Consider the following 285-nt stretch of genomic DNA (forward strand, 5'->3'; position numbering starts at 1 on the left):
CGATGACGCCCTCGCTGGTGGTCTTCCTGCTTGGGCTGGCGCTGACCGCCATCCTGGTCGCGAAGCGCATTCACGGCGCACTGATCATCGGCATCATCGTCACGACCCTGATGGCGACCACCATCGGGCGTCTGTGGGGGGATGGCAGCGCCTACTTCCCGCCGGAGATCGCTCAGCCGACGCTGGTCAACTTCACCGGTATCTTCGCTGCGCCTGATTTCAGCGGCCTGCTGGCGCTGGACCTGCTCGGTTCGCTCAAGGTGGCCTATGCGCCGTTCATCTTCG

At 64.6% G+C, this 285-nt stretch carries 1 pseudogene; it reads left to right on the forward strand.

The features are described 5' to 3' along the window. Window positions 1–285, forward strand: a pseudogene (locus R0J88_RS19525) (hypothetical protein); the annotation flags it as partial.

The organism is Pseudoalteromonas sp. SIMBA_162, assembly GCF_046535955.1.
GTDB classification, from domain to species: Bacteria; Pseudomonadota; Gammaproteobacteria; order Enterobacterales; family Alteromonadaceae; genus Pseudoalteromonas; species Pseudoalteromonas marina.